Origin of the sequence: Streptomyces sp. (assembly GCF_035563135.1) — a bacterium.
Taxonomy (GTDB): domain Bacteria; phylum Actinomycetota; class Actinomycetes; order Streptomycetales; family Streptomycetaceae; genus Streptomyces.
In genome coordinates this window covers 1-8020 of sequence record NZ_DATMVN010000034.1, presented here as the reverse complement: position 1 = coordinate 8020, position 8020 = coordinate 1, and the positions used below count along the sequence as shown (strand labels likewise).

At 70.2% G+C, this 8020-nt stretch carries 8 protein-coding genes and 1 pseudogene; 5 read left to right on the top strand and 4 right to left on the bottom strand.

What is annotated here, in order from left to right:
- The 3 genes and pseudogenes from VN520_RS01660 to VN520_RS01650 all read left to right on the top strand — a co-directional run.
- Positions 1-1177, top strand: a pseudogene (locus tag VN520_RS01660) (hypothetical protein); the annotation flags it as partial.
- A 303-nt stretch (positions 1178-1480) separates the two neighbouring features.
- Positions 1481-1939: an HIT family protein gene (locus tag VN520_RS01655; RefSeq protein WP_325745014.1), complete on the top strand. Its 459-nt coding sequence runs from the start codon at positions 1481-1483 to the stop codon at positions 1937-1939.
- Positions 1936-2511 carry a nucleoside 2-deoxyribosyltransferase domain-containing protein gene (locus VN520_RS01650; RefSeq protein ID WP_325745013.1) on the top strand — a complete coding sequence of 192 codons (576 nt, stop codon included), beginning with the start codon at positions 1936-1938 and terminating at the stop codon, positions 2509-2511. Before VN520_RS01655 ends, VN520_RS01650 begins: the two co-directional genes overlap by 4 nt.
- Before the next feature lie 346 nt (positions 2512-2857).
- Here VN520_RS01650 and VN520_RS01645 read toward each other — a convergent pair whose 3' ends face one another.
- The 3 genes from VN520_RS01645 to VN520_RS01635 all read right to left on the bottom strand — a co-directional run bounded on the left by VN520_RS01645 (position 2858) and on the right by VN520_RS01635 (position 5335).
- Positions 2858-3778 carry a hypothetical protein gene (locus VN520_RS01645; protein WP_325745012.1) on the bottom strand — a complete coding sequence of 307 codons (921 nt, stop codon included), beginning with the start codon at positions 3776-3778 and terminating at the stop codon, positions 2858-2860.
- 2 nt (positions 3779-3780) lie between these two features.
- Positions 3781-4803 (bottom strand): ParA family protein, encoded by a 1023-nt coding sequence (locus VN520_RS01640; protein ID WP_325745011.1) that lies wholly within the window; start codon positions 4801-4803, stop codon positions 3781-3783.
- A gap of 259 nt (positions 4804-5062) precedes the next feature.
- A complete protein-coding gene (locus VN520_RS01635; protein WP_325745010.1) occupies positions 5063-5335 on the bottom strand; it encodes a hypothetical protein in 273 nt (90 codons plus the stop codon).
- A 129-nt stretch (positions 5336-5464) separates the two neighbouring features.
- Between VN520_RS01635 and VN520_RS01630 the strand changes: the two genes are divergently transcribed.
- Both VN520_RS01630 and VN520_RS01625 read left to right on the top strand, forming a co-directional pair.
- Positions 5465-6136: a hypothetical protein gene (locus VN520_RS01630; protein ID WP_325745009.1), complete on the top strand. Its 672-nt coding sequence runs from the start codon at positions 5465-5467 to the stop codon at positions 6134-6136.
- A gap of 290 nt (positions 6137-6426) precedes the next feature.
- Positions 6427-6672: a hypothetical protein gene (locus tag VN520_RS01625; protein WP_325745008.1), complete on the top strand. Its 246-nt coding sequence runs from the start codon at positions 6427-6429 to the stop codon at positions 6670-6672.
- Between the two features lie 63 nt (positions 6673-6735).
- Here the strand turns inward: VN520_RS01625 and VN520_RS01620 are convergent, their stop codons facing one another.
- Positions 6736-7953: a helicase associated domain-containing protein gene (locus VN520_RS01620; protein WP_325745007.1), complete on the bottom strand. Its 1218-nt coding sequence runs from the start codon at positions 7951-7953 to the stop codon at positions 6736-6738.
- Positions 7954-8020: the final 67 nt, after the last annotated feature.

Here is an 8020-nt window from a genome sequence, read left to right as displayed (position 1 = left end):
GCCGCGTTGGGCCATCGACCACATTCCGACACTCGGGCCGGGGCAGGCCGTGTGGAAGGTCGGCCCCGACTACGTCGACATCATCGAGACCGTGATCAGCGAGGAGGAAGCGCGACTGACGGACACCTCCGGACGCCGCCGCATGGCGCGGGAGAACGCGGCAGTCGAGCAGGAAACCCTCCTTGTCGACGACCTCGACGAGGACGAGGACGAGGACCAGGACCACGAGGACCAGGAGGAGAGCGACACCACACCGACGTCCGCTACGCCCGCCCCCGAGGGAGAGGGGGACGAGGGTGGATGGTTCTGGGAGATGCCACCGAATGTCGTGGACGGGTGGCACGACAGGGCCTTGCAGGCCGCAAGGGAGGGACGCTGTGCCGAGGCTGCGGATCTCGCGGCCCTCGGGGAGCGGGAGGACATTGCCGCTCACGGCATCAACTCCGACCAAGCCGTGGCCTGGCTGTCCACGCGTGCCCAGGTGGCTGATCTGTGCGGAAGTCCTGAACGTGCGGTGCAGTTGCGCGCTACCGTCGCCCGCATGGGCAAAGACGACATGTGGGCAGGGCCAGCCCACGACATCACCCCCACTCCGCACCCCGACCCCCAGCAGCCCGCACCGATGGTCGACGACAACCCGACTCCGGCCACGCTGAAGCGTCTGTGGCCTGCCGCTGCGGTCATCGTGGCACTGTCCCTCGGCATCGCGTTCGTCTGGGACAACCCTGGCGGCGAGGCGAAACAGCGTCAGGCCAACGAGCAGCGCGCGGAGAAAGCCGCCGCTGCCGCTGCCGCCCCTCCGTACGAGGGTGAAGCGGGCGCACCAGTTCTCATCGATGGCGCTCTTGCCGACTTGAGCGCAGATTGGACCGACGATAAGAAGCGCATCGTCGTGCGACTGCAAGCACCGGCTGACGTGGTCGCTCAGTACCTGCGCATCGACGTAGCTCAGAAGAGCGCGTTCAGTGAGCGTGTTGAAGGTCGGCTGGATGTCAAGGCGCCCGAGTTGGTTCTGCCAGTCGATGACCCTCGGGCCGACGTGACGGTCCGGGTGTCTATCGGCGGCGCGACGTGGGAGAAAGGCTCCCGGGCTGAGTCCCGAGAGATCCGCCTCTCCCCCGTCACGGGCACCGCTTACGACGCCAAGACCGGCAAGAAAGTTGGGTACGGCGACTGACCGAGGGATCCGGCGTCCATTCCTCACGACCTGTTGGCCTGCCCGGTCCTCGACAGCTGACACCCCTGTCGAGGACCGGCCTGGCTGCCTGGCCACCTGACACACCCCGCGCCCCGTCACGGACACCGTGACGGGGCGCAGCACTGCCCCCACCACCCCTGTTGGAGGACACACGTGCTCTCGTCATGCCCGCGCCGCCGAGTTGGCCGGCCCCGCCCGACCCTGCCCGGCCCCCGCCGCCCGATCCCGGCTCGACGCCTGCCCAGCCTTTGGATCCACAACCACTTCGAGGAGAGCTGACCCATGCCAACCCTCCGCATTGTTTCCTTCGGCTACGGCCACGGCCCCGCCCCCACCGCGCTGTTGACCGGACCAAGGAGTCCTGAGGTGGAGACCTGCGCCTTCTGTGCCATCGCCGCCGGGACTGCCCCGGCCGCCATCGTGCGCGAATGGCCCGACGCCCTCGCGGTCCGCCCGCGCAGCGGCGGCGTCCACCCAGACCATGTCTTCGTCATGCCGCGAGTCCATGTCGAGGACGCCGGCACCGACCCGGAGGTGACCGTCGCGGTGATGCGCCGGGCCGCCGAGCTGATGGCCGAACACCCCGCCGCGAACCTGATTACGTCCAAGGGGGAGGCAGCGACCCAGAGCGTCTATCACCTGCACGTCCACGTGGTGCCCAGGGAGACCGGCGACGACCTGCCGTTGCCCTGGACCCCGCAGCAGACAGCCCGCGCCGCACAGAACGGAACCAGCTCATGACCGTTGACCTCATCATGGCCCGCGAACCGCTCCCGACCGCGTCGTGTCCGTCCGTGTTCCTCGCTGGCCCTACTCCGGACAAGAGCACCCCCGTGCCGTCCTGGCGGCCCGCCGCGGCGGCAGCCTTGGACGCGCTGTGGACCGGCGACCAGCCGCTCACCGTGTTGAGTCCTGAGTCCCGGAACGGCGAGCGCGCCGACCGGTACGAGACCCAGGTCGACTGGGAGACCGGCGCCCGCGCGGCAGCCTGGGCGATCCTGTTCTGGATTCCCCGCGACCTGCGGGCTCTCCCGGGGATGACCACCAACGTGGAATTCGGCCTGGACGTCAGTAGCGGCAGGGCTGTGCTGGGCTGCCCGCCCAACTGCCCCAACCCGGAGCGGAACAGGTACTTGATCTACGTCGCCCGCCGTCACGGCGTGCCCGTCTCCGAGACCCTTCCCGACACGGCGGCCGCCGCCCTCGCCCTGATCAGTGCCACAATCGAACACCGCGACATCGAGGACTCCGACATGCTCATGGTCGACCTGGACGGAGGCCGGGGCGGGCCGCTCCCCGGCGGAATCCTCTGATCTCCGATCTCCTGGGCGCACCCGGCGCCTACAGGTGATCCGCCCCACCCGCATGTCCTGACCCGACCCGCCCCGCCCGGCCGCCGGGACCACCACGGTCCCGGCGGCTCCCGCCGAATGTGAGGGCCGAGGCCCACCGTTACCGTCTTCGGCCAGTTCGCCCGCCGCACCGCCGACGTCACCACCTCTCGGCCGACACCGACCTGAGCACACGCGAAGCGGCCCTCGCCGCCCGGATGAAAGTCCGGGCGGCGAGGGCCGCTTTTTGTGTTCGTAGCCGATGGCAAGGGGCTGTAGCCCTTGCGGCGTCTGGTGTGCGGAATTCCGCACATGCTTTCCGCACGCGTCAGCCGACGACCTCAGCGTCCACGATCTCCTCGGGAACAGCAGCAGTTCGCGCGATCCGCTTCCCGGCTGCCCTGAGCTTGTTGACCGCCACCTCGACCCGCGCCGGATCAGCCGGAGGGACTCCAGCAGCCTTGAGACGATCCAGGGCAGTCAGCATGTCCTCGGCCTGGCAGACGAGCCGGTCGAAAGCATCGTCCACTGCTGCCCGCTGCGGATCCGCTTGCGGACGCCGCTCGGTTGCGCTCGTGCCGGTCGGCCCGGCGATGCCGATACGAGTCACGGCCTGGCGCAGCTTGGCCGCTGTCACCCTGCCCTCCGAGTGGGAGGCGCGGGCCGCGTCAAGGGCGACCTGAGCCCGCTTCTCCCCGCCGTCCAGCTTCATCATCGGAGCCAGGATCGCGGCCTGTGAGGCCGGAATGGCCTGCCGGGTCGCCGTCGTGAGCGGGAGCACCGCGATCAAGTTGCCTGCATCCTCGATCAGGTCGTACACCCGGCGTCTGTTCTTGAACCCGAGGTCGTCCACGACGAACGATTCGAATGTCTCGTACCCGGCGAGCAGATGCACTTGGAATTCGCGCATCAGGCGGAGGATCGTCCCGGCCTCTATGACGGCGCGCATCTTCACCCGGGCATTAAGGGCCTCGGCCGTAGTCCGGGACTTCTCCAGCGCGGTGCGTAGCCGGGCAAGCTTCTCCTCGTCGCTGACGCCCTCGAAATCCTCCGCGCGGAGCACGGTCGGGGCGAACGGTGAGACGACGCCACCGCCGCGGGCCAGCTCCTCGGCATAGGTGGCTGTGGTCTGGGCGGGTACCTCGGCTGCTTTCTCGTCGGGCGCGGCAGGTGTCGTATCGTCCTTGGTCGGCTTGTCCGGAGCCTTCTTGGAACTGCGGGTCGTGCGGTTCTTGATGTCGAACGCCATCCTCATGCCTCCCGGGTGATGAGCATGGAGGCGAGCTGCGCGAAGTCAGCCACGGCCTTGTCCTTGGGCGCGTACAGCCGCGTCGGTACGAGCTCGAACGGCGATTCCTTGATCTTGGGTGAGCGGCGCACCGGGGCGACGAGAGCGTCGGGGTAGTCCGCTGCCAATCCCTCAGCCACTGCCCGTTGCACACCGGAGCGGTGCCACTCGGTAAGCACCACCGCCGCCACCCGGAAGTTGGGGTTCAGCGCCTCACGGGCGGTCGTCAGGGTCTCGTCCAGATCCTGCATGCCGATCCAGTCCAGGCCGCCGGCCACGGCAGGCACGATGACGTCATCCGCCGCCCCGAGGGCTGCCATGGTCAGCAAGCCCAGCGTCGGCCCGGAGTCGATCAGCTCGATGTCGGGGACCTCGCTGGGACGCTCCCTGCGGTCGGCTTCGATGGCGCGCTTGATGAGCGTCTGACCGCCCATGATCTCGTGCTTCTCAACCGTGCCCAGGTCGCCAACGGAGGGCACGATCGTCAGCCCCTCGAACCGGGTCTCGTAGGTGACCTCGACCAACGTCGTTCCCCGGTCAAGGAACAGCTGTGTCAGCGTCTTGCGGTCCCTCTCCTCTACGCCCTGAGGCCACAGCGGCTCCGTCACGGCTGTGAGCGCGGCCTTCTGCGGGTCGGCATCCCACACGCGCACCCGGTAGCCCATGGCCACCCACGCGGCCGCCAGCTCCAGGGCGGTGGTCGTCTTGCCCGCGCCACCCTTCTGGTTGGCAACGACGAAGATACGCGGCACCTGGGCCGGTCGGAACGTAGCCGGCACGCGCAGGGAGGGTACCCAGTCCTTATAGGGCTGTTCAGCGTCGTACTCCGCGACGATCGGCAAGTAGAGACGCTCAGGCGACTGACGGGGAATCGTCAGGCGAGCGGGGGTAGTGTCGGCGGAAGGTTCTGCCACGTTCATCTCCCAGATCGACGCGGCCGGACCGGACGCCCCCGCACCGGAGACCGCCGGTCGGGGGCGCAACACGATCGGATCGTGTCCCGCGCTCGGCCAAACCGTATCCGCACCGCCTCATGGCACCCAGCACCGCAGCGCGCAGGGACTGCCCGCACACGTAAGTGAGCCGAGTCGGAAAGAACCGGACCGGACCGGCGAGGAGTGTTCGCCGGTCCGGCACCGTCATCATGCCTCGCTGCTGTCTCTGCGGGTGTGGCCGGGCGGTTCGCTCTCACGGGTGAGGCCTCCTCGCCGTCGGTGCCCTGCGGGGGCGGGAGCCGTTGGGCGGTCAGGGCACGTCACCCTCCCAGACCCAGGGACCGTCAGGGCGGTTGAACGTGGGTGCGTACGAAGCCCGTCCGCCCGGCCCGTACGCGCTGTGCTCGGTGATCAGGTACGCGCCGGTTGTGCGTTGGTCGGCTGTGAGGCCGGTGACGTCCAGGAGCTGCCCGTCGAGCGGTCCGCCGGCCAGCTCGACGTACTGGTGGCCGGGGCGGGTGGTGTAAGCGTCGGGGCCGTCTCGGTCGGTCCCGTAGATCCGTGGGTGTGTGTGCTCGGTCATCCGCCCAGGCTGCCAGCCGCCCTGGGGGTGCCGCACCCGGGTCAGGGAGTCTGCCCGGGTGTGGAGTCGAAGTTTCCCCGATGGGTCGATATCGCCCGCAGTGCGGTGACGCCGGGGGATAGTACGGGGATGACCACAACACCTGATGCTCCGGCCTCCGTACGGCCTGCTCGTCGCCGTCGTCACGCCCGTCTGATCGCCGCTCTGGCGTCGCTGATCGGGGCGTGCGCGGAGGCGGCGGGGGAAGTGTACGGGCCGATCGCCATTGCCCCGCCGGACCAGGAGGGGGTGGAGGTGCAGACGCTGTCGTGCATGAGGGTCGCGCTGTCGGGGCCGTTGCTGCTGGACATCGCCCGGAGCGAGGACGCGGCCCGGTGGCCGGGCGAGGTGGCACGGGAGGACGCGGCGGCCCGGCGTACGTACGCTGCCCGGTGCGCGCTGGCCGAGGCCCAGGACGCGGTCCACGGCAGGGGCCCGGACCGGGGCCCGGTGCCGTTGCCGACCGCCGGGCAGGGAGCTGCGATGGAGCTGGTGAGCGCCGGGGGCGAGGTCGCTGCGCGGTGGCGGGGCGATCCGGCGGAGGCCGCCGCCCTGGTGCTGGAGCTCACGGCCGGCGGTGAGCTGAGCGTGGATGAGGTCCTGGACGCGGCGGTGGACGCCGCCGCGGTGTGCGGGCTGCTGGTGCTGGCCGAGGCCCGTACGACCGCCACGTCCGATCCGAGCACGGCGGCCGAGCTGTGCCTGACTGCTGTGTCCCACCTGGCCCTCGCGGTCGCCCTCGCCTCCGCCGACCTCGACTGAGGGTCAGGGAGCCTGCTTCGGGTGGTGGGGGACCAGGCCGGACCGGCACCGCACATCATGCCTCGCCGCTGTCTCTGCGGGTGTGGCCGGGCTGGTCGCTCTCACGGGTGAGAAGCAGACTGCACCGGTGCCCTGCGGGGGCGGGGGCCGTTGGGCACGTCATGCGAAAGATCATGTGTGCTGCGGTCTCCGTGATGGCTCTGGGATGTCTGGGGCAGGCGCCCGCCCACGCCAGTGGGACCGCTGCTGACGGGCCGGTCGGGATCGGGGTCATCGGTGAAGGATTGAAGGTGCGGGAGGTCCGGGCGACCTTGGATGGGTGGGAGGCCGGCGCGCAGGCGCGGGTCAGTCTCTGGAAGGGCGGTAGCTACGTCCGGATGGTGCGGGGGTGGAAGTACACCTCCTCCAAGGAGGCGCGCGGCTACCGGCACGAGTACGCGGCGTGGAAGATCAACCAGACCTTCCCGCACCGCAGCCGGTTGTGTGTCGAGCTCAAGAACCACGACCGGATGCCGTGCGTCACCATCAAGCGCTGAATACCTGGCATACGGCGGCGCCCGCCTCGGATCCTCCGGGGCGGGCGCCGGGGCTTGTGGGTGTCAGGCCGCCCACTCAAGCCCCAGGGCGGCGAGCTGGGTGAGTTTGTCGGCGGTGAGCTTGGCCCTGCGGGTCTTGGAATTCGCGAGGAATACCCCCAGTTTGACGAAATGTTCCTCGCCGTCGATCACCACGGTTTCGATGTGGGATCGCGGCACGGTCAGCGTCCCGGTACGTGCCTTGTACTGCTCCAGTGCGCGCACGCCTCGCTCGAACGCCCCGGCCGTCGCCGTCTTCTTGGCGGGGGCTGCGGGCAGAGGAGTCAGCCCCAGTGCCTCCAGGCGCTTTCGCTGCTCGGGGAGCAGGCCCGCCCATACGGCCGGGTCGGTCTGCCGGGTGAGCCAGGCGCCGACGTCGGACCCGTGGACGGTGATGCCGGGCAGGATGTCGGCCGCGCTGGTCGCGCCCTGCTCCTCGCTCAGGAGGTCGCGGGCGGCGGCGTAGTGGCGCTGCCAGTCGGCCGGCCACGCCGGGTTCCACTCCGGGTCGATCGCCTCCAGTGCCCGGCGCCGTTCGTCGGCTCGTACGGGGTCGGTGCCGAGGCCGCCGGGGCGGCGGTAGTTGGTGAGGGTCTGGCCGATGTTCACGCCGTCGATGACGAGGGAGCGGGGGAGGGCGAGCGTCCCGTACGCCTCGAAGGCCCGCCGGGCGACGCTGACGGCCCGCCAGAAAGCCGCGTCCGTGACGGACCAGACCATGCCGATCTCGGTCAGCAGGTCAGCCCGCCACGGCCGCAGAGCCCCGCTCTTGAAGAGCTGACGCTGCCGGGCGACCCAGGAGCCCAGCCCGAAGGTGTCGTCATCGCCCAGCTCGACGGTGGCGCCGCTGGGGACCTGCGCGTGGCCGTGCTCGCGGACCCATCCGCGCAGGACGTTGTATCCGGTGAGCCAGACCTCGGAGTCGGGGCGCAGGACGTGGGTCCGCAGGAAGAGGGCGACGGAGCCGGGGTCGCGGGGGAGGGAGAACCGCAGCAGCGGTGTCGTGCTGCTGCTCGCGGTGCCCGGGGCCGCGTCGGTCTCCTCGTCGCCCTGGCCCCGGTCCTCGTCCTGGTCCTCCTGGTCGTGGTCGTCGTCCGGGTGGTCGTCGGGGGTTGCGGTCTCCTCGTCGGCGGCGCCCGCCCGCCCGCCCTGGTCGTCGGTGTCGTCGGCCGGGGCCTGCTGCGGGTCGAGGGCGAGCACGGAGGTGATCTGCCCGCGTGCGGTGGTGGTGGGCAGGGCCATGCGCTCGATGACCCGGTCGTCGTGTGCGCGCAGGCCCTGCAGGATCGCGACCAGGCCCCTATAGCTG